Origin of the sequence: Burkholderia sp. 9775_39, from assembly GCF_015712225.1 — a bacterium.
GTDB lineage: Bacteria > Pseudomonadota > Gammaproteobacteria > Burkholderiales > Burkholderiaceae > Burkholderia > Burkholderia cenocepacia.
The window spans coordinates 130,613-156,829 of record NZ_JACCQC010000009.1 but is presented as its reverse complement, the minus strand read 5'-3'; the positions used below and the strand labels follow the sequence as shown (position 1 = coordinate 156,829).

Sequence of the window (26,217 nt, the reverse complement as noted above, 5' to 3'; positions counted from 1 at the left end):
AGGCATCCGAAAGCGTTCGTTTCGGCGTATCGTCCAGCTCTCTTGCCAGCACTCGACATGACCGCACACGATGAAAACAGTACCGGCCCGGCCGATATCGGCCCCTTCGACACCATGAGCCGATTTCGCATCACGTACGACGGGCCCACGCTCGATTCGTCCGAGATGGACGTACGCGAACTCGCGCCCGCGCTGCTGGCATTCGGCGATTTGCTCGACGCGTCGACGCGCGCACTGTGCGGCGGTCAGGTCCGGCCGCAGGTGAACGTGCGCGGCAGCTTCAAGACCGGCAGCTTCGGCATCGATTTCACGCTCGCGACCTCGCTGCTCGGCCGCATGCGCGACATGCTGAGCGGCAGCGAAGGCACGGCGCTCGCCAATGCGGTCACGATCCTGACCGCGCTCGGCATCGCCGCGCCCAGGGCGAGGAAGGGGCTTTTCGCCGTCCTCAAATGGCTGCGTGGGCGCGAGATCACGCACGTGCGGATGCAGAACAACACCGCGGTGCTGGACGTCGACGGCGACGAACTGGAAATCGACCTACCCGTCCTCACGCTGCTGAGTGACGTCCGCGTTCGCCAAGCCATCGCGCAAGTGCTTGCGCCGCTCGCTCGCGAAGGCATCGAGATTTTCGCTGCCGGCACCGATACCGAGGTATACGAGACGGTCGCCCACAACGAGATCGCATGGTTTCACGCGCCGGAGCCAACCGATTCGCTCCTGCTCGACGAGCATCGCAAGATGGCATTCTCGATCGTGTCGCTCGCGTTCAAGGACGACAACAAGTGGCGCCTGTACGACGGCACGTCGACGATTCACGCGACGATCACCGATGCCGGCTTCCTGTCGCGCGTGAACAACAGCCAGATCAGTTTCAGCAAGGGAGACGTGCTCTTGTGCAATGTCCGTATGCAGCAGTGGCAAACTTCGGACGGGGCAAAAACCGAATACGAGGTCACGGATGTCCTCGAACATCGCCCGGCCGGCCTGCAAATTCGGTTGCCGGGCATGTGATCCGCACCAAAGCCTCGCGCCCGACGCAACCTCTCATCACTGATGAAACCCGCGATCCATCTGCGTGCTGCCTCCCAGGAAGATCTCCCGTTCCTGCTGACGCTCCGTCGACTCACGATGACCGAGCATCTGCAGCGCGTCGGCGCGCCGACCGACGATGAAGCGCACGACCGCCGCATCCGCGCGAACTTCGACGACGCGATGATCGTCTGTGAAGGCGCCGATGCCATTGGCCTGCTGAAGGTGACACGCGCCGCCAGCGAATGGCACGTCCATCAGATCCAGATTCTCCCCGCGCGCCAGGGCCAGGGAATCGGCGAAGCCGTGCTGCACACATTGCTGACCGACGCGGCGCACGCGCGCGTGCCGGTATCGCTCAGCGTGCTGCACGGCAACCCGGCGCGGCGGCTCTACGAACGGCTCGGCTTTCGCGTCGCGTCGGCAACCGACACGAGCGCGAGCATGGTCTGGCACGCGTGACGCGCGTCATGTCGACGCCATCGCATGGCCATTACTGCGTGATCTTCGCGTCCTTCAGCAGATTGCCGATCATCTGCGCACTCGCCTTCTCGGCCGCGATCGCCTGCAGTTGCTGCTGAAGCGTCGGCTTCGCGGTCTCGAAGCCCGGCACCTGCGTCGGCCGCTTCGCATCCAGCTTCACGATCGCCCGCACGCCATCGACCGGAATCGAATCCTTCGTCACCGCGCCGACCGACAGCTTCTCGAGCGCCTGCGCGACGGGCAGCGGCAATCCGGCCGTCTTGCCTTCCACCGCCGGCGTGTTGAAGCTCACCCACGGCAGCTCGCCGCCGGTATCGCGGCTCGGCGCCACGCTGTACTGGCGCGCGAGCCCGTCGAACGACTTGCCCGCTTTCAGCTCGCTCAGCACGGTCGCCGCCGCGACCGGATCCTTGACGACGATCAAACGCGGCTTGAATTCGTTCTTGCCGAGCGCGGCGACGAGTTCGTCATAGCGCGCCTTGACCTGCTCGTCGGTCACCGGCTCCGGCTTCACGTGGTCGCGCAGGTACAGCTGCACCTCGGCCGTCACCTTCGCCTGCTGCATCGCCGCCTTGACCTCGGGCTTGTCCGCGTAGTTCGCCTTTTCGGCCGCCTGCTGAACCAGCACGCGCGTGATCAGCTGATTCTTGATCGCCTGGCGGATCTGCGGCGAATCGGGCTGACCGGACGCGCGCAGCAGCGTATCGACGTCGGTCTGCGTGATCGGCGTGCCGTTGACGGTCGCGACGGTCGCCGCCGTCTGGGCGTGGACAGGGCCGCTCAGTGCGCCGGCCAGCGCAACGATCGTCAACAGGCGGTTCGGTGTCGTTTTCATTTTCATCGGGGTTGTCACTTCGAGCATAAGAAACGCGGCAGCGGCAGCCGCGCCCGTTCATCGGGCACGCCCGCGCAGCGTCCGCGGGTGCCGCTGTCATTGTGCACGGAACCGCGTTTGCGCGTCGGGAGGTTGGGGCGGCTGGCCACCGCGGTGCGGCACGCAGTGTGCCCACCGTTCATTGCATGCGCGTTGCGCAACCATCCCGAGAGAATGCGCCGATGGTCTTCACGACTTTCCGTCCGCGGCCGCGGCCCGAAGCGACCGCACCAGCACGTTCAGCCCGTCAGGGCGTCCATCGGTACACGGTGATGCTGTTCCCCTTCACGTTGTTCTTCATCACCACGTACTCGCCGTTGGACCGGCGGTACGCGCGGATGCTGTACATCGCATCGATCGCGCTGCTGGTGTCGACCGTCGCGGGGCTCGTGTTGACGAGCGTCGTGTCGAGCTTGCCGGTGGCGAGGTTGAACGCGTCGACGTTCGGCCACAGCGGCCCGCTGCTGCTGAACCAGTAGCCGACGAACAGGTGGTTGCCCGCCGCGTCGATCGATTTCGCGCCGCTGTGCGGCAGCGTGATCACCGGATCCGGCTTCGTCGTATTGCCTGCGCGCCAGCCGTGATACACCTCGATGCGCGTGCCGATCGACGTCCAGTCGTTGCTGCCGAGCGCGCCCTGCGCGAGCACCATCGTGTCGCTGTCCGCGAGATACACGATGCGCGTGAGCGGCTGGATGCTGGCCGGAATACGGGTCGCGACACCCGGCCCCCACGACGGCTTGCCATCCGCGTCGAAGCCGGTCAGCGGGTAATGCGTGATCGCGCCGGTCTTGTCGAGGCCGGCCCACACGCCGCCCTGGCTGTCGACGCTGAAGCCGCCCGTCACGCGTTGCGTCGTGTTGAACGCGGGGCCCGGAATCGAGCCGTCCGGAATCGCGATGTAGCCGTTCGCCGCGTTGAAGTGATAGAAGTAGAAAATCGGCGGATTCTGGCCGGCCGCGACGAGGATCCGGTTCGCGCCGACCGACGTGATCAGCCCGAAGTGCTCGTCGCGCTGCATGTCGCTCATGTTGATGCGCGGATCCGACGGGTACGTGAACGGATCGACGGTATTCGCGACGAACTTGCCGCCCGCGCTGCCGCTGTAGATATGCGTGCCGCCGTAGAACAGCGCACCGTCCGTGACCGGGTCCGGCGCGGCGATGCCTTCGAAGTTCAGCGATTGCAGCGTCCAGCGCAGGTTGCCGTTGCTGCCGTACGCATGAATGTCGGTCGCGCCGTTGCGCCCGAGATCCCAGCTGCCGCCCCACGGATTGTTGAGCACATAGAGGTTGCCGCCGGTGTCCTTGCCGATCCCGACGATGCGCGTGAAGCGTTGCGGGCCGACCTGCCCCTTGATGCCCGTCGTCGTGTCGAGATAGCCGCCGCGCACGCCGAACGTGCCGGCCAGCGCAGGCTGGCCCGATATCGAATAACGCTTGATGTTCTGGTCGGGGCCTTCGTCGCCCACCAGCAGTTGCCCGGCCGCCGCATCGACATGCAGCGCCGACGGATGCGAGCCGGCCGGCATCCGGATCGTATTCAGCAGCGCGCCGGTCGGACTGAAGCCGACGATCGAGCCGGCGCTTTTCTGCGCGACCCACACGTTGCCCGCGCCGTCCACCGCGAGCGCGCCCGGCGCCGACACGCCGATGTCCCGCTGCCACACGCCGTCGGTCGTGAATACGCGCACGCGATTGCCGTAGAAGTCGCTCGCATAGAGCAGCGAGCCGGCCGTCGCGAGCCCGGTGACGACATCGATGCGCGGCTGGTTGGTCGCCGCGCTGATCTGGATGACACGATCGCGAACCTTCGTCGCGCGGCTGTAGCGCCCCACCGCGCCGCTGCCGTACGTCTTGCCGGGCTGCAGCGCGACGAACAGCGACGTTGCATTGCCGGTGATCGCGCTGCCCTGGAATTCCGAATGCGCGCCAATCGAGCCGATGCTCTTGCCGTTCTGGTAGATCGCGACGCCGCCCTCATCCTCGTCCCACATCGACGCCGTGTAGATCACGCCTTCGGGGGCGACCCACATCGCGCGCGCGACGTTGCCGACGTGCGCGGCGAGCGTGCCGTACGTATTCGCGAGCCAGTCGGTGGTGTTGGCTGCATGAGCAGCGGGTGCACATGCGGCGATTGCCGCGGCAACGAGCGCGGCCTGGATGCGTTTTCTGGCGACCATGACGGATGCTCTCCTGAACAGGGTAGTCATTCACATGAGGGATCGGCCGGCCAGATGGCTTGAAGCCCGCGAGATGTCAATTCTTCCCCGAATCATCCGGCGCAGTCGGTATGACATACGGCATGCATTCGATCATGCGCAGCGCGAGAATAACGTCATATAAATCGAAAAAAATTGCGAATCGCCCCATGCTTGCGGCGAGCGCCGCCGCCCGTCAGTGAATGGTCACTTACGCGCCGGATCGGGAATGGGGAAAATCAGGCAAGCGCCTGTCGGAATATCGCCGCCGATTCGACGTCGATCGATTGAAACGGCGAATGCCATTTCGGCAACATCGGGACAAGCCGCCGCCCCAAAACACATCGCCGGCCCGAATCCGTATCGAATCCGGGCCGGCGAATGTCATTTGCCGCGGGTTGGGCAACGCGGCGTTGCGCCGCCGCGTTGCCACGCGTCATGCCGACGTTTCCCGCACCTTCGCCTCGGCTACGCGCGCACCGTCCGAATCGTCGTCGTCGCGCGGCGCGTCGAGCTGCCCTTCCCACTTCGCGACCACGGCCGCCGCGATCGAGTTGCCGACGGCGTTGGTGGCCGAACGCCCCATGTCGAGGAACATGTCGACGCCCATGATCAGCAGCAACCCGGCTTCGGGCATGTTGAACTGGTTGAGCGTCGCCGCGATCACGACCAGCGACGCGCGCGGCACGCCCGCCATCCCCTTCGACGTCACCATCAGCATCAGCAACATCGTGATCTGCGTGCCGAGCGGCAGATGGATGCCGTACACCTGCGCGATGAACAGCACCGCGAACGTGCAGTACATCATCGAGCCGTCGAGGTTGAACGAATAGCCGATCGGCAGCACGAAGCTCGAGATCTTGCGGTTCACGCCGAAGCGGTCGAGCGCGTCCAGCAGCTTCGGATACGCGGCCTCGGAGCTGGCCGTCGCGAACGACAGCAGGAACGGCTCGCGAATCAGCCGGATCAGCGTGAACGCGCGCTTGCCGAGGAACGTCACGCCGGCCAGCGTGAGCACGGCCCAGAGCAGCGCGAGCGCCAGGTAGAAGCTGGCCATGAACTTCGCGAACGTGAGCAGGATGCCGAGCCCTTCGGTCGTGATCGTCGACGCGAGCGCCGCGAACACCGCGACCGGCGCGAACCACATCACCGCCCCCGTCACCTTCAGCATCACCTGCGCGAGATCCTCGATCACCCCGGTCAGGCGCTTGCCTGCGTCGCCGAGCGCGGACAGCGCGGTGCCGAAGAAGATCGAGAACACGACGATCTGCAGGATTTCGTTGTTCGCCATCGCCTCGGCGATCGACTTCGGCACCAGGTGCACCACGAAATCCTTCAGCGTGAACGCGCCCGTCTTCAGGTTGAGCGCCGCATCGGACGGCGGCAGCGGCAGGCTCAGGTGGCTGCCCGGCTGCAGGAGCGTCGCGGTCAGCAGGCCGAGCAGCAGCGACGTGAACGACGCGATGAAGAACCAGCCGAACGCCTTGACGCCCACGCGGCCCACCGCGCTGCCGTCGCCCATCTGCGCGATGCCGACGGTCAGCGTCGCGAACACCAGCGGCGCGATGATCATCTTGATCAGGCGCAGGAACACATCGGACAGCAACGACACGTACCCGGCGACCTCCTTCGCCATCTTCGGGTCGGGAAACGCGCTATGGCAGGCGTAACCCACGGCGATGCCAAGAATCATCGCGACAACGATGTACCTGGTAATGTTGTGCTTCTTTTTCATTAGTGATCCAAATTACAAAGCGTATGTTGCTAACGGCTGGCCCATCATTCGCGTCCGGCTGCGAATCGAAACCTGTGTCTCCAAGCGGGCGACCTGTCCACTTCGGGCGGTCACCCGGGCGGACAAGGGGGGGCATTCTAACGCAAACGGCGAGCCGGCTTTCAAATCTGAAAGCGCCGCGGGTTGATTTGCGTCCTGATGTCGTCGGGAAAGGGCAGGTGCCGCGGTCCGGCTCGCTTCCGGTGCGGCCGGATGCCGGGGGATTTCAGCGGATCGGATAGCGCGCGGCTTGCCGGAAGGCCGCGGCGAACGTGTCGACGCGATGCGCGCCGGTGGCGTCGGGCGTCAGGCAACCAGCACGTAGGTGCGGAAGAAATCGCCGAGCGCGGCGGCCGTCTGTTTCATGTCGACGGACGTGCCGAGGCTGCGGTCGAGCCACAGGCCGTTGAACAGCGCGAAGACGATGTTCGTCGCACCGGCGGGATCCAGCGATGGCCGGACCCAGCCTTCGGCCTGGCCGCGCGCCAGCAGCGCCGCAAGATCCGCGCGCATCTTCCGGTCGAGCCCGACGATATCGGGGCGGCGTTCGGCATCGCGCGCCAGTTCGAGCCAGCTGTCGACACCGAGGCCGTCATCGCCTTGCGCCATCATCCCGGCCAGCTCGTCGGCCGTGATGCCGGCCAGTCCAAGCAGCCCCTCCCTGCTGAGGATGCGGTTGAAGTCCTGCGTATAACGCTCGACCTCGACCGCGATGATCGCGTCGATCATCTCGCGCTTGTCGGCGAAATACCGGAACACCGCGCCCGCGCTCATGTCGGCCGCCGCACAGATATCTTCCGTGCGCGCGCCGTGGAACCCCTTGGCCTTGAAGACCCGGGCGGCCGCGGTCAGGATCTGCTCGCGGCGCTGCTGATGAAGGTTTTCGTTCCGTGTACGCGCCATGCTTCCCGAAATAACCGGACTAAATCGTCGCATTATAGGGAAGACATCGACCCGAATCAAATCCGGCGCCATCGTTGCAATCGAAATCGCGATCGCGGGAGATCGTCACGCACCGGGCGACACGATCCAGCGATCACGACAGATTCTCACAAAGATGCGCAGACCTCGACACTACGGCACGTAAACGATCTGTAATATTTGGAAATGATTCGCATTGGCGCCGTGCACCGACGTCGATGCGCAATCCCGGGCCGGAAACGCGGCACCGCGTTCGCGCCATGGCTTCCATCAGGTCGAGTCCGGCATTTCATCAGTATTCCTCTGAAATGACGGATCGATAAAAAAGCGGCATCGTGATGAACATTCTGTACACCAACTTCCACGGCGATTACGGCGGCGGCCAGGACACCTACGTGCGCGATCTCGCCGTCGCGATGAGCCGCCATCACCGCGTGACCGTCGCGTCGCCGGAAGGCAGCCGCCTGTCGCGACTGTTGAAGGACAGTCCCGACGTGGCGATTTTCGACATGGAATTCAAGCCGCGCTGGAACCGGCTGTGCCGGGAGATTCTCCGGCTGCGCCAGCGGATCGCCGCCGAGCGCTTCGACGTGATCCATGTGAACGGGGCCGCCGATCACAGGCAGGTGATGCTGGCACTGCTCGGCTGCCGGTATCGGCCCGCGATCGTGCTGACCAAGCACAACACCTATCGCGCCGACAGCCTCGGCAACGTGCTGCGTGCGCGGCTGGCCACCGACCATACGATCGCGGTCAGCGACTACGTCGCCAGCATGCTCGCGCTGCGCTCGCCGTACGGCAACGTCACGGTGGTCAAGCACGGCGTGCGCCGGCCGGCCGCCGAACGACTGGCCGGCGACGAGATCCGCCGCCGCAAGATCGCGCTGTTCGGCGCGTCCGGCGCGGAGGCGATCGTGCTCGGCAGCAGCGCCGGCACCACGCCCGAAAAAGGCTGGATGGACCTGATCGCGGCGCTGGGCCGCCTGCCGGAAGCCGAGCGCGAGCGGTTTCGCGTGCTGCTGATCGGCGCGGAGCCGTCCGGCGAGCAGCGCGAACAGCTCGCGCGGCACGGCATGGCGTCGCGCACCGCGTTCACCGGACGGCTCGACGACGTGTGGGCGCCGTTCTCGATCATCGACGTGTCGTTCGTGCTGTCGTACCACGAGAGCCTGTCGTATGCGTGCCGCGAAGCGATGTCGCTCGGCTGCCCGGCGATCGTGACGCGCGTGGGCGGGCTGCCCGAGAACGTCGAGCCGGGCGTGGACGGCTGGGTCGTCCCGCCGCGCGAGCCCGCGGCGATCGAAGCGATCCTGCGCGCGATCGTGCAGGAACCCGGCTGCGTCCGCGCGATGGGGCGCAGCGCGCGGCTGAAAGGCAAGCGCGAATTTTCGTTCGACGCGTTCGTCGACGCGACCTTGTCCGTCTATCAGAAGTCGATTCGACACAACCCGTACCGCTGGGTGACTTCCTTGAGATCCACGAAATGGCATTGAATATCTGGAAGAAGTACTGGGACCTGCGCACGCAGGAATGTCCGTGTGACGTGCACTTCGTCGAATGGCTGGAATCCGTGCACCTCAAGGGCATCCGCATCTATCACTTCGGCACCGGCGGCCACCACCATGTCGGCATCGAATGCGCGCGGCCGCACCTGAACAACACCGTCTTCGGCGTGACGGCATCGCCGAAGGAATACAAGTCGTATGTCGATCTCGTCACGCGGCAACCGGAGGTGAGCAAGACCTACCTCGCGTATTTCGGCGACATCTATACGAGCCATTCGCGCCTGCTGCCGACGTTCGACGTCGTCACGCTGTTCCATCTGTGCGAATTCCGCGACGAAGCGAACAGCCGCTACGGCGCGAAGACCGACGAAGCGGTGCTCGACCTGTTCGCGCGCCATACCGCGCCCAACGGCCATCTGTTGTTCTACACCGGATCGTCGGCGTATCGAAAGGCTGAACCGATCATCGCGCGGTGGGCCGCCAATGCCGATTTCGTCGAGGTCGGCGACTTCAAGACCCTGCGGATTTTCCGCAAGGCCGCGTAATCCCGCTTTCCTGCGACCCGCCGATGCTTGCGCGCACCCCACGCTATCCGATCCTGATGTATCACCAGATCCGTCCGCTGCCGCCGCCGACCGACCGGCTGCGCAGCCTGAGCGTCGCGCCCGACGCGTTCCGCCGCCAGATGACGCTGTTCCGGCGGCTCGGCTACCGCGGCCTGAGCGTGCGCGAACTGCAGCCGTACCTGCGCGGGGAGCGGCAGGGCAAGGTCTTCGGCATTTCGTTCGACGACGGCTTTCTCAACGTGCTGACGCATGCGATGCCCGTGCTGGATGCGCTCGGATTCACCGCGACCTGCTACTTCGTCGCCGGCCGGTTCGGCGGCGCGAACGACTGGGACGCGGGCGCGCCGACCACGCGCTCGCCGCTGATGACCTGCGAGGACATGCTCGCGTGGCGCGACCACGGCCATGAAATCGGCTCGCATACGCTCGACCACGTCGCGCTGTCGTATGTGCCGGCGCCTGATTCGGACTTTCAGCTTACCGAATCGAAGCGGCAACTCGAAATGCTGAGCGGGCAATGTGTCGAATCGTTCTGCTATCCGTACGGCAATCTCGACGCGCGCGTGCGCGATCAAGTCATCGCTGCCGGTTACGGCAACGCAACGACGACTCGACGCGGATGCGCCGGCGCTGCCGACGATCCGTTTCTGTTGCCGCGGATTCCGGTCGCGGGCGGGGTCGGGGCTGCGAGGCTGTGGTTCAAGTGTTGGAAGGGGCGGATAGCGGGGCGCCAATAAGTATCCAGGCAGATCGTCCGGATGAACCGGTACCACGCCGAGCGAATACCCGTCTCCTTCGATGTCACTGTCATCATCCGCACCTTGTGTGGGCCATATTCATCGTTCTGGTCAGCAATCCTTCATGCTCCGACCGCACTCGAAGCATGTCGCGAGCAAGGGACGAGGAAGCGTCCGCGGCCGGCCCATGCGCCGCCGAATCTCGGCGGCAATCATCACGTCGCACGCAGCGCGGCGACTGCAACGTGCGTGCGCCGTGTCCCGGGCAATGCGATTCAGAAGCGGTATCCGACCGACAGGAACGTCACGATCGGATTGACCCGGAATTTGCTGGTGCTCGTGACCGTGCCGACGGAGGACCGGGTGGTGAGCGTGGCGCGTGTCGATACCCACGAATACGCGACCGACGCGTTGATCGACCAGTGCGAATCGATGTTGTACGTCAGGCCGCCGTTGACGACGGGCGCGAAGGAATGACTGAGCGACACGGATGTCGGTCCCTCGAGCGCGGTCCCGACGGTCGGCGAGAAATAGATCTGGCCGGTGGAAACGGGATTGCTGAGCTTGATGTTGCTGAACCACGTGTAGGTGACGCCGGCGCCCAGATACGGCCTGAACCGTGCATTCGGCTGGCCGAAGTAGTAGTTGAAGATGATCGCCGGACTCCAGGCCCGCGCGGTCCCCAGCTCGCCGAAACCGCTGAGCGTGCCTGCGCCGTTCAAGTGCCAGGTCGGCGGAAAGCCCATGACCGTCGTCGCCGCGATATGGTCGGTCAGGAAGTACGTTGCGGTCAGTCCGAACGTATCGCCGCTTGCGATGTCCCCGCCGCTGCCGGTCATCACTTGCGACTGGCCGAGTGCATTGAGGGTCAGCGGATCCGCCGATCCCTGCGGGGCAAAGTGGGACCAACCGGCACTGACCACCCACTGACCGGCTGATTGCGCATGCGCGCCAGAGATGGCCGCGACCAATACGACGGCTCCTGCACTGATTCGTTTCATGATTGTCTCCAGATTTTGGTGTTGGTGTTCAAGAATCGTGAAACCTGTCTTCATCGCCGTGCGCCACGCATGACTTGCGGGCTGTTCCCGCGCGTGTGACGCGCGACGCCAAAAACGTCGGGTGCTGCTTCGTCAAGCGAAATTCCCGCTCCATAGATTCGGATTCCGAATCTATTTGCTCAATTCAATGCCGAACGTTCCGGGAATCGACAATCAGTGATGTTCGGGTTCCACGGAAGTCGAAAAGGCGAACGGGAAGCGGCCCATCACCGTATGGGCCTTCGCTGTCTGCGCGTGATCGCTCAGCGCCACATGCAGGGTGAGCCCGCGCGACGGGTCGTCCACCATGCTCACCCGCGCACCCTCGACGCCGGCATCCTTCAGCGCGGAGACCAGCGCGTCGAACGTCTCCCATCGTTTGAGTTCGGGCTTGAAGATCTTGCCGACCGCCGTAAGCGGCATCGCATCGACGATATGAATCCGCTTCGGTATCGCGGCGCGCTCGCCGATCATGCCGCGTATGAACGTGTCGAGCTCCGTCTCGGTTGCCGTTGCGCCGGCTTTCAACTGCACGTACGCGACCGGCAGCTCGCCAGCATGCACGTCGGGACGTCCGATTGCCGCAGCGATTTGCACGGCCGGGTGGCGGTGCAGCGGTTCCTCGATCGTCGCCGGATCGATGTTGTGACCGCCCCGGATGATGAGCTCCTTGCGGCGGCCCGTGAGCCAGAAGTAGCCCTGCGCATCGCGTCGCGCGAGGTCCCCGGTGTTGAGCCACTGCCGGCCGTCGCCGAGATCGAGCCACAGGCTCTTGTTCTGATCTTCCTGAAGATAGCCCGCGAACACGTTCGGCCCGGAAATCGTCAGCACACCGACTTCGTTCTCGACGCAATCGCGCACATAGCGGCCGGCGTCGTCGAGTATCACCGCCTTCATCATCTGGCCGGGGATGCGCAAGCCGATCGAACCGAGACGCCGTTCGCCGCCTGGCGGATTGACGCTGCTGACGCAGGCGCCCTCGGTGAGCCCGTAGCCTTCGAGGATCCGGACCCCGGTGCGATCCTGGAACGTGCGGAATACTTCCACGGGCATCGGCGCGGCACCGCACAGCCCATATTCCAGCGAGTCGATGTTCCGGCCGTCGACGGGCACGTCGAGCAACGCCGAATACAAGGTCGGCACCGCGCTGAAGAAATTGATCTCGTGGTGCTCGACGATTTCCCAGAATCGTTTGACGACGCCGTCGCCGCGATAGCCCTGTGGCGTACCCAGCACCACATGTGCGCCGCGCGAGAACGGCACCAGGCCGGTTGCCAGCACGGCATTGACATGGAACAGCGGCAGTCCGCAGAACACGGTCTTCCCCGGACCCATCCCGGCGCCGACGACCTGCCCGACGCTCCAGGCATTGGCCACCTCGTTGCCGTGCCGGCGAATCGCGATTTTCGGCAATCCCGTGGTGCCGCCCGTACAGAAGTAGGACGATATGTCGTCGGCTTCGAAACGCCGTGGGATCAGCAGCGAATCGCCGGATTCACGCGACATCGCACTGTCGAAATCGTGGATCGCGACGTGGCGCGGAACGGCGCCGCGCACGCCGGCGCGCCCGTGCAACCGTTTGCATTCGCGACGCTGCATCGCGCGTGCGGCAATGCGGCGCCACCCCTGCACGCGCTCGGCCAGATCGATCAGGACGAGGCTTTGCAGCGACGGCACCTCGCTCAGGACGGGCTGGATCTTCGACCAGATATCCGTTCCCGGAAAAGGCGCCAGCGTCACCAGCACCTTTGCGTTTGCGGCCTTGAGCAGCGATGCGATCGCCGGCCCCTCCAGCAACGGATTGATCGCGCACACGATCCCGGCCGCTTCGCCTCCCCAGATGACGAAATGCGTTTCCGGCAAATTCGGCAGCACGTAGGCGACCACCGCGTGGCGATCGATACCGAGGCGCGAAAACATGTTCGCGGCGCGGGTGATATCCCGCAGAAGCGCCGCATAGGTCCAGCGCAATGGCTTGCGATGATCGTCGGCGCGCAGGAAAAACGACAAGGCCGGCGCGGTCGGGTCGATCGCCGCACCACGGCCGATCATCTCGTAAGTGCTGGCCGGGAGGTCGGCGGGCGGCCCCTGGTTTTCGATCCGAAGCACGTCCGCTTCGGTTGCGATGGCGTTCATGCGAGCTCGTCCACGATTCGGTTGCGTTGCACACCGAGGTCGATCGCCCCGTCCCTGCTCCGGATCCGCGACTCGACCAGATCCCCGGCCTTCAGGTACTGCGGGCGCGCGGCTTGAACCTTCGTGAAAATCCGCCACTTCATGTGCTCCGGCAGCAACGCGGCAATTCGTTGCTTCGCCGGCGACGGAATGCTGAGCGCGCACCCGGACGGCGTGCCGGTTGCAAGCAAGTCACCGGCGTTCAGATCCTGAACACCCGAAAGTTCCGTGAGCGTTTCGGCCGGACCGTACACGAGGTTCCCCGTCGAATCGCTCTGCCGCACGTCCCCGTTCACGGTCAGTGTCAGCGTCAGCGCGTGCAGCCGTGCGATATCGCTGGCCTCCAGCAGGCACAGATACGGCCCGACCGGCCCGAACGTCCGATAGCTTTTCCCCTTGTAAAACTGCATTTGGGGAATCTGGATATCGCGGGCGGAATAGTCGTTGACGATCACGAGGCCCGCGACGTACTCGTGCAGGTTCTTGTCCGTGATGGCTTGCCGGGACGTGATATCGCGGCGAAGCACGAGCCCCAGTTCGATCTCGTAGTCCAGAAACCGCACATGTTGCGGCCGGATGACGTCGGAATCGGCGGCGACGATGCAGCTCGTCGCCTTCGTGAAGATCATGTTGAATGACTTCGCATCCGGATTCATGCCGGACTCGATCATGTGCTGGCGATAGTTGGCGCCCTGGCAAACGAACCGTTGATTGCGCGTGACCGGCGACAGCCACTCGACGTCCGATTCGGGAATCGTTTCTCCGTCGAGCGCGGCGAGGTCATCGATCCGATGTGCGCGCACGAATTCGCCGGTCGTCGGGTAGTCGCCCGGTATCGGCGTGATCCGGTGATGCCTCACCACGCCCCATTGGGCGCGCCCCTGATGCCGGTAGTGCAAGACGTGCAATGCCATGAAGATGCCTCGAACAGGTCTGAGTGAAGATGAAGGTCACGCAAACAGCTTCGCGAGCGTGCGCAGCTTCGCGAACGTGACGTCCGGACTGGCCCGGAGGTTTCGGATGAGCGATGCGATGCTGGCGGCGGTGATCTTCGGTTTGGTGAAGCTGCGCGGCATCCGCGGGCCCCACTGCGACATCGCTTCACGGCTGACTTCATGGATGCCCGTCGCCACGTCCGCCGTGAACATGTCCCCATCGCAATAGTGTTCGTGCTTGTCGCCCCAGGGGTCCTGCCAATAATCGAAGACCTGGCTGCCGAGAATGTGGCGACCCATTCCCCATGCGTGCGTCCATCCTTTTTCGCTCAGCACACGCTGCCCGATCCCCACGGCGTCCGCGTCCACCAGCTCGAATGCCGAGTGGCTGTAAAGCGCTGCGAACCCCTGTGCCAATGCCAGCGTATGGTGATCCGTGGGGGTCGCCCCGCGATCGAGCCGCAAGAACGCGACGGCGGGCGATCCATCCGGCAACACCTGAACGTCGCTCGGGATGAAACCGAAGTGAGACGTGTACCACGCACAAGTCGCCTGGAAATCGGCGAGTTCGAGCACGACATGACCGAGGCGAATCACTTCCGGCGCCGCCAGCGGCGCACGCTGGGTATCGTTCACGCGAACGACGGAATCGGGGGAGTTGAACGGTAACGCCGACCGGTGCGGCAGGGCGCCGGCCCGCGCTTGTCCCGCGACCGCGTCGACACGAAAACCCGACGGATCGACGAGCGTGACGCGATGGCCGCCACCGGGCCACGGCGACGGCGCCACGTCCGACGCGCCCGGCACGCCGGCAAGCTTTCGCAGCGCGTCGATGCCGTCCACTTCAAGCCCGAAGCCGACGAACCGGTTTTTTTCAGCCCGCCGGACGACGTAGCAGAACGGTGTGGCGGCCGTGCCTCGAAGGAACAAATGTTCGCCGTCACGGGATACCGTCCGCAGGCCGAAGTCGTTGAGAAATCGTTCGGCCCGTTCGAGATCGGGACGCTCGAACATCAGGTAGGAAAGCGCCCGAGCCTTCGTCGTCGGCTGGGGACTCCGTGCGGGTTGTGCAGTCGTAAGCTTCATGGGGGCCTCAGGAAATCGGCTGGGCAATGTGATCGGACAGCGGCGACAACGCGGTGCGCGCACCAAGCAATCGCAGGGATTCGAGAACCAGACGGGTCGAGTCGGCCACCGGGCCTTCGTGCAGGACCGTTTTGTCCGGCCGAATCACGGCCGCCCAGCCAAACCGCACGACACCCGGCATGAACGTACCGTCCAGGTCCTCCCATCCGTCGTCCTCGATGCGATGAAGGCGCTGCCCGCGGTGCATCACCTGCACCACGACGCCGCCCGCCGCGATCAGCGCGGCTCGCGCGCCGGCGTCGAGCTCGACGCCCGGATCCCGTCCGAATCCGATCAGCGCGAGACCAGTACCGAACACGTCGTCGCTCAGGCGGATCGTCCCATCGTGCCTGCGCAGCCATCCCTGCGGCAGGGCTGCACCGCGCACGAGCCGCGTGGACGAATGGCCGGGGACGAACAGACCGCTCCGGAACGCATTCTTCGGCTTGATCCCGAGTTCGTCGAAATGATTCCGTAGCGGCGGAACGAGCCGCGTCAATCGCATCAGACCATGCGTGAACAACGCGATCCCGGCGTTTCGCGGCATCACGAGCTTGCCCATGAATTTCGCGACGCCGATCATCGCCTTGGCGTGCGGTCGGCGTTCCCGATCGTAGGAATCCAGAATTTGCGGGGTTGCGTGGCCTTTGACGACCCACGCCAGTTTCCAGCCGAGATTCGCGGCATCGCGCAGGCCGGCGACGAGCCCCTGGCCAACGAACGGCGGCGTGATATGGGCGGCGTCGCCCGCGAGAAAAACGCGCCCTTTGCTGAACGTCGTGACGGTTCGGGCATGAAAACGGTACACGGCCTTGCGTTCGATCACCATGTCCTCGATGCCACCCCACGGCGCGAGCAGTTCGCGGATGCGTTCGTCGGATTCCATCTCTTCGCGCGTCTCGTCAGGATGGAGCATGAACTCCCAACGCTCGCGCCCCCCGGGTGCGGTCATATGAGGCGTCGGTCGCCGGTGGTCACAGATGAACTCGACATGGTCGATGGGTCGGCGCACGTTTCGCGCATCGACGATCAACCAGTCCTCCGCGAACGTCTTGCCTTTGAAATCCTGTCCGATCAGCTGGCGCACGATCGAGCTGGCGCCGTCGGCACCGACGACGTAGCGGGCGCGCACGACGTGCCGTGCGCCCGGCCCGCTGTCGAGCGTGGCGGCGACGTGGTCGGCGTGCTCGTCGAGCGAGACGAGCGTCACACCGAGCGCCATTCGGGCCGTGCGGTGCGCGGCCAGTCGGGCACGCAAGCATCGCTCCAGGTCCGGTTGATAGAACGTCACGAGCTTCGGATGGCCGTCGATGCTCCCCAGCGTATTGATGCGCCCGAACTCGCCGAACCAGGGCGAGCGCATCCTGACGTACGGAATCGCCACCGTATCGAGGTCGGCTTCGTTCACCCCGACGTACTGCAGGATGCGAAGCGCGTCGTTGTCGAGCGCGATCGCACGCGGCGCCATGAAGATCTCCGCCGCCCTGTCGACGACGAGCACGCGCACGCCGTCCCGGCCGAGAAGCGCACCGATCGCCGCGCCGACGGGACCGCAGCCCACCACGAGCACGTCTACCTCCGACGGCAAGTCGCGGCCGCCGGCACAGTTCGCGTTGTCGTTGCCTTCATGGACGCCCGGCTCGCACGTCAGTTTTGTCTCCACCACCGTTCCGTCTCCCATTCTCGGGACTGGCCACTGCCGGCCGCCTTGATGACATTAAAGTCATAACTGATAACTTTGTCAATTTTGACGTTCGAACGTATACTCGAACACCGAAACCATGCGCACGCCGATGCCCAACACTTCTTCCCGTCGCACCAGAACACCGTCGCCGGCCGTCTCGAACGGGCAAGCGCCGTCGAGCCCCGAGGTTCGCGAGCCGCGGGGCGCGCGCCGCAAGCGCGAGACGCGCGCGCGCCTGCTGGATGCCGCCTTTGTACTCATGGCGCAAAAGGGGATGGAAGGCGTCGCGATCAATGAAATTACGGAAGCCGCGGACGTGGGTTTCGGGTCGTTCTACAACCACTTCGAATCGAAAGAGGCGATTCATGCCGCGGTGTTGGAAATCGTGTTCGAGGAGTTCGCGGATACCCTGGACCGCATCGCAGGCGGCCTCACCGACCCGGCCGAGATCATTTCCGTGTCGCTGCGCCATACATTGCTGCGAGCCAGAAGCGAGCCGGTCTGGGGACAATTTCTCCTGCGCGAGGGGTTGTCCATGCGAGCGCTCAGCCGCGGCCTCGGACCGCGGTTGTTGAGGGATATTCAGAAAGGCATCCTCGCGGGGAGGTTCTCGGCAAGCGACCCGCTGATGAGCGTGATCACGGTCGGGGGCGCGGTACTGACCGCCATTGCGATCGAGCTCCGATTCGATGCGGACGAGAAGCCGGTTACCGACATGTTGAACATGATCGGGTACAGTCAGAACGGCTTTGCCGAACGGGCAGCTTCATCCCTGTTGCAGACCTTGGGTGTGCCGCGAACTGAAGCGATAGAGATCGCGAATCGCCCGTTGCCGCCCGCCGTGACGCCTGCGCCCAACGAATCGCAAGAACGTTAGCGGTCCATCGTTCGGCTGTGATGGGCAGAACCTTGGCGGGTGCTCGCGTCGTGCTGACGACCGCCGTCACGCACTCCCACGCCCCGTACCGGCAATCGTCAATTTAACTGTACCGGTACTGTACAGAAAACCGTCGCTACACTGACTCCATCCCAGCCTCGAACCGAATGGAGAATCCGCGATGGAATTCCTCACCCTCAGCGCGCTGCCCGCCGGCATGCTGTTCGCGCTCGTCACGACGATCACGCCCGGCCCGAACAACACGATGCTGCTCGCGTCCGGCGTCAACTTCGGTTTTCGCCGCACGATGCCGCACCTGTTCGGCATCAGCATCGGCGTCGCGATCCTGATGCTCTGCGTCGGCTTCGGCCTCGGCGAAGCGTTCAAGCGCCTGCCGCTGCTGTACACGCTCCTCGAAGTGGCGAGCGTCGCCTATCTGCTGTACCTCGCGTGGCGCATCGGCACGTCGGGCGAAGTGAAGGCGCACGGCGCCAAATCGCGGCCGATGACGTTCATCGAAGCCGCCGCGTTCCAGTGGGTCAACCCGAAGGCGTGGATGATGGTACTGACCGCCGCGACGACGATCCGCCTGTCCGCCGACTATGGAATGAATGCCGCATGGATGGCCATCCTGTTCATCCTGATCGGCTTCCCGTGCATCAGCCTGTGGGCCGCGTTCGGCCTCGGCCTGCGCCGCTTCCTGTCGAATCCCCGCGCGCTGCGCATCTTCAACGTGACGATGGCCGTGCTGCTGATCCTGTCGCTGTACCCGCTCGTCGCCCATCTGCTGCCGCAGTAAGCGCTCACGAGCGCCCGTTGAGCTTCACGTGATGCAGGCGTACCCTTTCGGTACGGGCGCGTGCAACCGCTTCGGCGGTTGCACCGCTGCTCTGCATGGAGACTGCCGATGAAGCCAATGCTCAGAGCGGGCGAGCACATCGAGGGTATGCACTGGATCGCCGAGTATCACCCGCTCACGCACGATATCCGCGTGCTGCGCGAGAACATCGAAGTCGGCACCTACTGCGCGCCGCCGACGCTGTTCGGCGACGAGGCGGGAATGGGCGCCGCGAACCATGACGATCATCGCGGCCGGGAAGCCGCGCTGCGCGCGTATCTGCGCAACTTCGTCAAAGAGCACGACGCGGAGGAATAACGGTGCGACGGCCGCAGTGTCGACGGGCCGCGAAGGCGGCCCGGTCTGTCGTCGTGCGCCGGTCGATCTGCTCTCGACCGGCCCGAATCCATCACGCGCCGGGCCGATGCAACGCACCGGCCCGCACGCCGCTCAATGCCCGAGCGACTCGATCTTGCCCGCCGGCTGCGCCACGCCATGCGGGCGCGCCATCTGCTTGATCAGCAGCGCGACACACGCGAGCACGCCCGCGATGGCGATCGTCGCGAACACCCCCGCGAACGAGAAGTGCCGGCGCGTCAGCTCGGCGACGAGGAACGACCCCGCGATCCCGCCGAAACGGCCGACGCCGAGCATCCACGCGACACCCGTGCCGCGCCCTTCGGTCGGATAGAACGCGGCGGCCAGCGCCGGCATCGACGACTGCGCGGTGTTCATCAGCACGCCGGCCACGAACACGACCAGCACCAGCAGCCCGACATTGCCGGCCGCCTGCCCGATCGCATACACGCTCACCGCCGTCAGCGCGTAGCACACGGCGATCACGCGGTTCGCGTTGAAGCGGTCCATCAGCACGCCGCACAGCACGGCGCCCACGCCGCCGAGCGGGAACAGCGCCGAGATCAGCGTCGCGCTCTTCGGCGTCAGGCCCGCATCCTTCAGCAGGATCGGCATCCAGTTGATCGACGCGTAGAAGATCACGAGGCCCATGAAGTACGCGAGCCACAGCATCACCGAGCCGACGATGTACGAGCGCGACAGCACGACGCCGAGGCCCTTGCCGCCCGTCTGCGGTGCGGCTTCGGTCAATGCGAACGAGCCGGCGTTCAACGCGTCGCGCGAGATGCGTGCGAGCGTGGCGCGGATCTTGTCGACGGACTGACCGGTCGCGACCATGAAACGCACCGATTCCGGCATCTTCAGCAGCAACAGCACGCCGAGCAGCAGCGGCGTCACGCCGCCGAGCACCAGCACGCTGCGCCAGCCGAAATGCGGAATCATCCACGCGGCCAGGAAGCCGCCGAACGCGGCGCCGAGCGGAAAGCCGCAGAACATCAGGTTGATCACGGTCGCGCGGCGCTTGTCCGGGCAGAATTCGCCCATCATCGTGACCGCGTTCGGCATCGCGGCGCCGAGCCCGACGCCGGTGATGAAGCGCAGGATGGTCAGGTGTCCGATCGTGTTCGAGAACGCGGACATCAGGCACGCGACGCCGAACAGGAACACCGAGCCGAGCAGCAGCGAGCGGCGGCCGAGCCGGTCGGACAGCGGGCCCGACACGAGCGCGCCGCACGCGAGGCCGAACAGCGCGGCGCTCAACACGGGCGCGAGATCGGGCTTGGTGAGGTTCCATTCGCCGAGCAGCGACGGCGCGATGAAGCCGATCGCGGCCGTATCGAAGCCGTCGAGCAGCACGATCACGAAACACATGAGGAACACGAGCCATTGAAAGCCGCCGAACGGCTGCTCGTTGATGAAGGTCTGGACATCGACCACGGGTGCGCGATTCATCGCTAGTCTCCTTGTCGGCCGGCGTGGGCGCGTCTGCGCTTGCGCCGGTCCCATGCAACATTGATATATGCAAGAAGCGCGGCCTCGTGGCCGCGCCGTTCCTTCGTTCACGCACCGATTCGCTGCCGGTGCGCTCTTCATCGACGACTGCCCGCCAGCCTCGGCGGGCCGCCCGATCGGATCATCGCCGGCGCTTAACCGGCCGCATCCTGTTCCTTGAAGATCTTGTCCGCGAGATGGAACGCGGAATTCGCGGCCGGCACGCCGCAATAGATCGCGGTCTGCAGCAGCACTTCCTTGATCTCGTCGCGCGTCACGCCGTTGTTGCGCGCGGCGCGCAGGTGCAGCGCCAGTTCCTCGCCGCGATTCAGCGCGACCATCATCGCGATGGTCAGCAGGCTGCGCGTATGGCGCGGCAGCCCGTCGCGGGTCCAGATCTCGCCCCATGCATAGCGCGTGATCAGGTTCTGGAATTCGTCGGTCACCTCGGTGCGGTTCTCGATCGAACGGTCGACGTGCGCGTCGCCGAGCACCGCGCGACGCACCTTCATCCCTGCTTCATAACGTTCCTGGTCATCCATCGCCGGTGCCTCACGCAGTCAGGAAATCGAGCAGCGCGCGGTTGAACCCGCCGGTGCACTCGATGTTCGAAATGTGCGCGGCGTCGAATTCGACGTGCAGCGCACCGGGAATCGCGGCGGCCAGCGCGCGGCCCTGGTCGGGCGGCGTCGACATGTCCTTCGCGCCGGTCACGACGAGCACCGGCAACGCGATGCCCTTCACTTCCTCGCGCAGGTCGGCCGCGTTCAGCGCGTCGCAGTTCGCCGCATAGCCGTCCTTGTCGGTATGCACGAAGGTGTCGCGGATCGCATCGAACAGACGCGGCTCGCGTTCGACGAATGCGTCGGTGAACCAGCGCGGCAGCACGGCGTCGGCGAGCGCGGCCATGCCTTCGGCGCGCGCCTTCTGCGCACGCGGCCCCCACACTTCCGGCGAGCCGATCTTCGCGGCGGTATTCGACAGCACCGCGCGCACGATGCGCGACGGGTAGCGCGCGGCGAGCGCGGCGCCTGTCAGCCCGCCCATCGAGATGCCGCAGAAATGCGCGCAGTCGATGCCGACGTGGTCGAGCAGGCCGATCACGTCGCCCGCCAGTTGCTCGATCGTGTACGAACCGGCCGGCGCGTCGGAATGGCCGTGGCCGCGCGTGTCGTAGCGCAGGATGTTGAAGTGCTGCGTGAGCGGGCGGATCTGCGGGGCCCACATCTGCAGGTCGGCGCCGAGCGAATTCGAGAAGACGAGCCACGGCGCGTCGTCGCGCGCGGCACGGTCGATCCGGTAATGCAGTTTCACGCCGTTGACAGTGGCGAAAGGCATCTCAAGGTTCTCCTGGTTAGTGCGCGCCCGCATGCAGCGCGAGCACGGCGTCGACATAGGCATGCGCCTCGCCGACGTAATGTGCGGGATCGAGCAGCCGCGCGAGCGCGTCGCGCGACAGGTGGGCCGACACGGTCGCATCGGCGGCGAGCACGTCGAACAGCGTCGCGCCCGTGCGCACGGCTTCCTTCGACGCGTGCTCGACGACGTGATGCGCATCGAGCCGGCCGATGCGGTCGCCGAGCGCGAGCATCACGGCTTCGCCGAGGATCAGCCCGTGCGTGAGGTCGAGGTTCGCGGCGAGGCGCTCGGTGTTCACGTCGAGGCCCGCGACGATCTGCGCGATCTGTGCGAGCGCGCCGCCCGTCAGGCGGGCGAGGTCGGGCAGCGCATCCCATTCGGCCTGCCAGCCGCCGAGGGCGCGCTCGTGCTCCTGCACCATCCCCGCGAACACGGTCGCGACGAGGTTCGGCGCGCGCACGGCAGCCGTCAGCACGGCTGCGCAGCCGACCGGGTTGCGTTTGTGCGGCATCGTCGACGAGCCGCCCTTGCCGGCGGCGGCCGGTTCGCCGAGCTCGCCGACTTCGGTCTGCATCTGCAGCGACACGTCGCGCGCGATCTTGCCGAGCGTGCCGATCAGCATCCCGAAGCACGCCGCCGCTTCCGCGATGCGATCGCGCTGCGTATGCCACGGCACGGCGGGCACCGCGAGCTTGAGATCGGCCGCGAGCGCGGCGCTCACGCCGGCTGCGTGTTCGCGCAGGCTCGCGAGTGTGCCGGCCGCGCCGCCGAACTGCAGCACGAGCGCGCGTTCGCGCAACTCGGCGAAACGCGCGCGATGGCGCAGCAGCGCATCGAGCCATTGGGCGAATTTGAGGCCGAGCGTGATCGGCAGCGCCTGCTGCAGCCACGTACGGCCGATCATCGGCGTCGCGCGATGGGTGCGCGCGAGCGCCGCGAGCGACGCGCAGGCTTCGTCGAGCAGCGGATCGAGCACGTCGAGCGTGTCGCGCAACTGCAGCACGGTCGCGGTATCGATGATGTCCTGGCTCGTCGCGCCCCAGTGCACGAACTTCGCGGCCTCGGGGTCGTCGGCCTTCACTTGCGCGGTGAGCTGCTTGACGAGCGGAATCGCAAGATTGCCGCCGAGCGCCGCACCGTGCGCGAGCGCGTCGGCATCGAGCCGGCCGGCGTCGCACGCACGTTCGATCGGCGCGACCGCGGCGGCGGGAATCACCTGCTGCGCGGCCAGCGCGCGCGCAAGCGCGGCCTCGACGTCGAGCATGCGCTGGATCGTCGCGCGGGGCGACCAGATCCGGTTGAGCGGCTCGGTGCCGCAGATCAGGGAGGTCAGGCGGGCGCTGTCTTCGAGCATGGCATCAGAATGGGGAAACGGCGTGCGCCTATTGTCTACCCAAGCGTGCCGGCGTGCGCTCGAATGCGCGCCCCGGCACGCTTGCCGTTCAGGCGGCGGCCTTTTGCGTCGCGTCGATCAGCGGCACGCCGGTCAGCTTCTGCAGCTCGTCGAACGACAGGTCGGTGAAGATCTCGCTCACCGCGAGGCCGTCGGCCGTCACGTCGAGCACGGCGAGATCCGTATAGATGCGGCTCACGCATTGCACGCCGGTGACCGGATACGAGCACTGCGCGACGATCTTGCTCTCGCCCTGCTTCGTCAGGTGCTCCATCATCACGAACACCTGCTTCGCGCCGATCGCGAGGTCCATCGCGCCGCCGACGGCCGGAATCGCATCGGGCGCGCCCGTATGCCAGTTCGCGAGATCGCCGTTCGCCGACACCTGGAACACGCCCAGCACACAGTAGTCGAGGTGGCCGCCGCGCATCATCGCGAACGAATCCGAGTGGTGGAAATACGCGCCGCCGGTGAGCAGCGTCACGTGCTGCTTGCCGGCGTTGATCAGCTCGTCGTCCTCCTCGCCGGGCGCGGGCGCCGGGCCCATGCCGAGCAGGCCGTTCTCGCTGTGCAGGAAGATCTCCTTGCTCGGGTCGAGGTGGTTCGCCACCAGCGTCGGCACGCCGATGCCGAGGTTCACGTACGCGCCTTCGGGGATGTCCTGGGCGACGCGCTTGGCCATTTCATCGCGGGTCAGTCGTTTCATGTCGGTTTCTCCAGGCGGGTCAGGCGGCTTGCGACGCAGCGTGTTCGGCGGCCAGCTCGGCCGCGTGCGCGGCCTGCGGCACCTCGACGATCCGCTGGACGAAAATGCCCGGCGTCACGATGTGTTCCGGGTTCAGCGCGCCGAGCGGCACGACTTCCGACACCTGGACGATCGCGACCTTCGCGGCGCTGGCCATGATCGGCCCGAAATTGCGCGCGGTCTTGCGGTACACGAGGTTGCCCCAGCGGTCGCCCTTGTATGCCTTCACCAGCGCGAAATCGGCGTGGATCGGCGTCTCGAACACGTACGGCTTGCCGTCGATCACGCGCGTTTCCTTGCCTTCCGCGAGCTTGGTGCCGTAGCCCGTCGGCGTGAAGAACCCGCCGATGCCGGCGCCCGCCGCGCGGATGCGCTCCGCGAGGTTGCCCTGCGGCACGAGCTCCAGTTCGATCTCGCCCGCGCGGTACAGCGCGTCGAACACCTGCGAGTCGCTCTGGCGCGGGAACGAACAGATGATCTTGCGCACCTTCTTCGCCTTCAGCAGCGCCGCGAGGCCCGTCTCGCCGTTGCCCGCGTTGTTGTTGACGATCGTCAGGTCGCGCGCGCCCTGTTCGATCAGCGCGTCGATCAGCTCGGACGGCATGCCGGCCGTGCCGAAGCCGCCGATCATGATTGTCGCGCCATCGTGGACGTCGGCAACCGCCGACTGAAGCGATTCGAAAATCTTGTTGACCATGTCTCTTCCTGATGCGAACCCGCGGCTCGTGCGCGGCCTGTCGAGGGGACACGCGCGTGCCGCGTGCCGCGCCGGAGGCCTTCGTCGACCCTCGGCTTTTGTTCGCTATTCGAACTCAGATTCGATTAGCGAACGATGGGCCGATCATAGAGTCGCGCACAGCGCGTTGTCAAGGCGGGTTGCCTCGGAGGCCGTCGCATCGTCGAACGGCAAGCCGACGTAGTTTTCAGCGAGCGACTGCGCGGCGGCCCGCGAGCGCGTCACGTATTTCAACTCGGCAAACTTCAGGCGATTGACGAACGGCGAATCGTCCGGCGACGCATGCAGCATGTTCGTCATGAAGTACGAGAAGTGCTCGGCGCGCCACACGCGTTCGAGGCAAGTCGCCGAATAGCGCTCGAGCGGCGTCGCGTCGCCCGTCCGGTAGCGTGCGCCGAGCGCGCGGGACAGCGCGCGGACGTCGGCCATCGCGAGGTTCATGCCCTTCGCGCCGGTCGGCGGCACGATGTGCGCGGCGTCGCCGGCGAGGAACAGGCGGCCGTGCTGCATCGTCTCCGACACGAAGCTGCGCATCGGCGTCACGCTCTTCTGCGTGATCCGGCCCTCGGTCGGCGTCCAGCCGGTGTCGTTCGAGAAGCGCGTGTGCAGTTCGTCCCAGATCCGCGCGTCGGACCATTCGGCGAGGTCTTCATCCGGCTTGCATTGCAGGTACAGCCGCGTGACCGTCGGCGAGCGCATCGAGAACAGCGCGAAGCCGTTGTCGTGGTGTGCGTACACGAGCTCGTCGAGCGACGGCGCCGCGTCGGCGAGGATGCCGAGCCACGCGAACGGGTAGACGCGCTCGAACGTGTTCAGCCGGTCGGCCGGAATCGTCTGCCGCGCGATGCCGTGGAAGCCGTCGCAGCCCGCGATGTAGTCGCAGTCGATGCGGTCGGCGCGACCGTCCGCATGCTTGAACGTGACGAACGGCCGCTCGCTTTCGACATCGTGCAGCGCGACGTCGCTGACTTCGAAGTGCATCTGATGACCGTGCTCGACGCCGGCCGCGATCAGGTCGCGTACGACTTCGTGCTGGCTGTAGACGGTGATCGCGCGCCCGCCGGTCAGCTCGGACAGGTCGATGCGGTGACGCTGGCCGTCGAACAGCAGCTCGATGCCGTGATGTTCGAGCCCTTCGCGACGCATCCGGTCGCCGAGGCCGGCTTCGTTCAGCGTGTCGACCGTGCCCTGCTCGAGCACGCCGGCGCGGATGCGGTTCTCGCAGTATTCGCGCGAACGCGCTTCGACGAGGATGGAATCGACGCCTTGCAGGCGCAGCAGGTGGGAAAGCAGAAGGCCGGACGGACCGGCGCCGATGATCGCGACTTGGGTGCGCATTGTTCGTCTCCAGAACATTAATTCGAATCGTG

At 65.7% G+C, this 26,217-nt stretch carries 25 protein-coding genes; 8 read left to right on the top strand and 17 right to left on the bottom strand.

What is annotated here, in order from left to right; all coding sequences use genetic code 11:
* Window positions 1-57: 57 nt before the first annotated feature.
* A complete protein-coding gene (locus H0X90_RS14875) occupies window positions 58-1,014 on the top strand; it encodes a hypothetical protein (RefSeq protein WP_006494556.1) in 957 nt (318 codons plus the stop codon).
* Between the two features lie 42 nt (window positions 1,015-1,056).
* Window positions 1,057-1,494 carry an N-acetyltransferase gene (locus tag H0X90_RS14870; RefSeq protein WP_060264152.1) on the top strand — a complete coding sequence of 146 codons (438 nt, stop codon included), beginning with the start codon at window positions 1,057-1,059 and terminating at the stop codon, window positions 1,492-1,494.
* A gap of 31 nt (window positions 1,495-1,525) precedes the next feature.
* Here H0X90_RS14870 and H0X90_RS14865 read toward each other — a convergent pair whose 3' ends face one another.
* From H0X90_RS14865 to H0X90_RS14845, 5 genes are all read right to left on the bottom strand, one after another.
* Window positions 1,526-2,356, bottom strand: a complete 831-nt coding sequence (locus tag H0X90_RS14865; protein WP_077189827.1) for a peptidyl-prolyl cis-trans isomerase — start codon at window positions 2,354-2,356, stop codon at window positions 1,526-1,528.
* Window positions 2,357-2,636: 280 nt separating this feature from the next.
* Complete coding sequence (locus H0X90_RS14860) at window positions 2,637-4,571, bottom strand: SMP-30/gluconolactonase/LRE family protein (protein WP_077189828.1); 1,935 nt, start codon at window positions 4,569-4,571, stop codon at window positions 2,637-2,639.
* Between the two features lie 257 nt (window positions 4,572-4,828).
* On the bottom strand, window positions 4,829-5,029 hold the full coding sequence (locus tag H0X90_RS14855) for a hypothetical protein (protein WP_021033601.1): 201 nt from the start codon (window positions 5,027-5,029) through the stop codon (window positions 4,829-4,831).
* A complete protein-coding gene (locus H0X90_RS14850; protein ID WP_077189829.1) occupies window positions 5,026-6,324 on the bottom strand; it encodes a dicarboxylate/amino acid:cation symporter in 1,299 nt (432 codons plus the stop codon). The genes H0X90_RS14855 and H0X90_RS14850 overlap by 4 nt, the downstream gene beginning before the upstream one ends.
* A 345-nt stretch (window positions 6,325-6,669) precedes the next feature.
* Window positions 6,670-7,338, bottom strand: coding sequence for a TetR/AcrR family transcriptional regulator (locus H0X90_RS14845; protein ID WP_227739726.1), 669 nt, complete (start codon window positions 7,336-7,338; stop codon window positions 6,670-6,672).
* Between the two features lie 284 nt (window positions 7,339-7,622).
* On the opposite strand from H0X90_RS14845, the gene H0X90_RS14840 reads away from it, so the two are divergent.
* From H0X90_RS14840 to H0X90_RS14830, 3 genes are read left to right on the top strand one after another with little or no spacing between them, the layout of a single operon-like run.
* A complete protein-coding gene (locus tag H0X90_RS14840) occupies window positions 7,623-8,777 on the top strand; it encodes a glycosyltransferase (protein WP_077189831.1) in 1,155 nt (384 codons plus the stop codon).
* Complete coding sequence (locus tag H0X90_RS14835; RefSeq protein ID WP_077189832.1) at window positions 8,774-9,334, top strand: hypothetical protein; 561 nt, start codon at window positions 8,774-8,776, stop codon at window positions 9,332-9,334. Before H0X90_RS14840 ends, H0X90_RS14835 begins: the two co-directional genes overlap by 4 nt.
* A gap of 23 nt (window positions 9,335-9,357) precedes the next feature.
* Window positions 9,358-10,092, top strand: coding sequence for a polysaccharide deacetylase family protein (locus H0X90_RS14830; protein WP_077189833.1), 735 nt, complete (start codon window positions 9,358-9,360; stop codon window positions 10,090-10,092).
* Between the two features lie 275 nt (window positions 10,093-10,367).
* On the opposite strand, the gene H0X90_RS14825 is transcribed toward H0X90_RS14830, so the two are convergent.
* The 5 genes from H0X90_RS14825 to H0X90_RS14805 form a co-directional block, all read right to left on the bottom strand.
* Entirely contained in the window at window positions 10,368-11,093 is a 726-nt protein-coding gene (locus H0X90_RS14825) for an OmpW family protein (RefSeq protein WP_034203072.1), read from the bottom strand.
* A gap of 213 nt (window positions 11,094-11,306) precedes the next feature.
* A complete protein-coding gene (locus H0X90_RS14820; protein ID WP_077189834.1) occupies window positions 11,307-13,268 on the bottom strand; it encodes an acyl-CoA synthetase in 1,962 nt (653 codons plus the stop codon).
* Window positions 13,265-14,221, bottom strand: coding sequence for a fumarylacetoacetate hydrolase family protein (locus H0X90_RS14815; RefSeq protein ID WP_034203074.1), 957 nt, complete (start codon window positions 14,219-14,221; stop codon window positions 13,265-13,267). Before H0X90_RS14815 ends, H0X90_RS14820 begins: the two co-directional genes overlap by 4 nt.
* 36 nt (window positions 14,222-14,257) lie before the next feature.
* Complete coding sequence (locus H0X90_RS14810; protein WP_012493005.1) at window positions 14,258-15,328, bottom strand: VOC family protein; 1,071 nt, start codon at window positions 15,326-15,328, stop codon at window positions 14,258-14,260.
* 7 nt (window positions 15,329-15,335) lie between these two features.
* A complete protein-coding gene (locus tag H0X90_RS14805) occupies window positions 15,336-17,048 on the bottom strand; it encodes a bifunctional 3-(3-hydroxy-phenyl)propionate/3-hydroxycinnamic acid hydroxylase (RefSeq protein WP_077189835.1) in 1,713 nt (570 codons plus the stop codon).
* Between the two features lie 100 nt (window positions 17,049-17,148).
* Here H0X90_RS14805 and H0X90_RS14800 point away from each other — a divergent pair, with 100 nt between their 5' ends.
* From H0X90_RS14800 to H0X90_RS14790, 3 genes are all read left to right on the top strand, one after another.
* Entirely contained in the window at window positions 17,149-17,928 is a 780-nt protein-coding gene (locus tag H0X90_RS14800; protein WP_063899349.1) for a TetR/AcrR family transcriptional regulator, read from the top strand.
* A gap of 181 nt (window positions 17,929-18,109) precedes the next feature.
* Window positions 18,110-18,727 (top strand): LysE family translocator, encoded by a 618-nt coding sequence (locus tag H0X90_RS14795; protein ID WP_006482276.1) that lies wholly within the window; start codon window positions 18,110-18,112, stop codon window positions 18,725-18,727.
* Between the two features lie 108 nt (window positions 18,728-18,835).
* Complete coding sequence (locus H0X90_RS14790; RefSeq protein ID WP_012492997.1) at window positions 18,836-19,084, top strand: hypothetical protein; 249 nt, start codon at window positions 18,836-18,838, stop codon at window positions 19,082-19,084.
* Between the two features lie 132 nt (window positions 19,085-19,216).
* Here H0X90_RS14790 and H0X90_RS14785 read toward each other — a convergent pair whose 3' ends face one another.
* The 7 genes from H0X90_RS14785 to pobA all read right to left on the bottom strand — a co-directional run bounded on the left by H0X90_RS14785 (window position 19,217) and on the right by pobA (window position 26,185).
* Entirely contained in the window at window positions 19,217-20,575 is a 1,359-nt protein-coding gene (locus H0X90_RS14785) for an MFS transporter (RefSeq protein WP_006494583.1), read from the bottom strand.
* Window positions 20,576-20,769: 194 nt separating this feature from the next.
* On the bottom strand, window positions 20,770-21,156 hold the full coding sequence (gene pcaC, locus H0X90_RS14780; RefSeq protein WP_006480129.1) for a 4-carboxymuconolactone decarboxylase: 387 nt from the start codon (window positions 21,154-21,156) through the stop codon (window positions 20,770-20,772).
* A 10-nt stretch (window positions 21,157-21,166) separates the two neighbouring features.
* Window positions 21,167-21,952 (bottom strand): 3-oxoadipate enol-lactonase, encoded by a 786-nt coding sequence (gene pcaD / locus H0X90_RS14775; protein WP_006482306.1) that lies wholly within the window; start codon window positions 21,950-21,952, stop codon window positions 21,167-21,169.
* A gap of 16 nt (window positions 21,953-21,968) precedes the next feature.
* Complete coding sequence (locus tag H0X90_RS14770; RefSeq protein WP_034203081.1) at window positions 21,969-23,327, bottom strand: 3-carboxy-cis,cis-muconate cycloisomerase; 1,359 nt, start codon at window positions 23,325-23,327, stop codon at window positions 21,969-21,971.
* A gap of 88 nt (window positions 23,328-23,415) precedes the next feature.
* Window positions 23,416-24,072: a CoA transferase subunit B gene (locus H0X90_RS14765; RefSeq protein WP_077189836.1), complete on the bottom strand. Its 657-nt coding sequence runs from the start codon at window positions 24,070-24,072 to the stop codon at window positions 23,416-23,418.
* Window positions 24,073-24,091: 19 nt separating this feature from the next.
* Window positions 24,092-24,808, bottom strand: coding sequence for a 3-oxoacid CoA-transferase subunit A (locus H0X90_RS14760; protein WP_006482282.1), 717 nt, complete (start codon window positions 24,806-24,808; stop codon window positions 24,092-24,094).
* Window positions 24,809-24,952: 144 nt separating this feature from the next.
* A complete protein-coding gene (pobA, locus tag H0X90_RS14755) occupies window positions 24,953-26,185 on the bottom strand; it encodes a 4-hydroxybenzoate 3-monooxygenase (protein ID WP_077189837.1) in 1,233 nt (410 codons plus the stop codon).
* Window positions 26,186-26,217 lie beyond the last annotated feature (32 nt).